Source organism: Bacillus sp. SIMBA_154, assembly GCF_046536015.1.
Lineage (GTDB): Bacteria > Bacillota > Bacilli > Bacillales > Bacillaceae > Bacillus > Bacillus pumilus_P.
Window position 1 is genome coordinate 1 of record NZ_JAWJBV010000709.1, and the last position, 233, is coordinate 233.

Genomic DNA, 233 nt, shown 5'->3' on the forward strand with positions numbered 1-233 from the left:
GGATGACTTGACGACGGACACAATGAAGGTGTTTTTTAGCCCAATATAACTCTGCTTATTAATTTTTGATCCGATGGTGGCACCTAGAAATACCTGTGAAGCCATATTCGTTTGTGCTGGCCAATAAGGAATCAAATCATCACCTGTGAACGCACCTGCACATACTTGAAGAGCTGCGACCACTAACATGCTGCCGATCAGCCAAAGGCGAGGCAAGTGAATCCGACCCGCGC

1 pseudogene is annotated in these 233 nt (G+C 47.2%); it reads right to left on the minus strand.

From position 1 onward, the window contains the following. Positions 1-216 (minus strand): annotated as a pseudogene (locus R0K30_RS23710) (AbrB family transcriptional regulator); the annotation flags it as partial. Positions 217-233 lie beyond the last annotated feature (17 nt).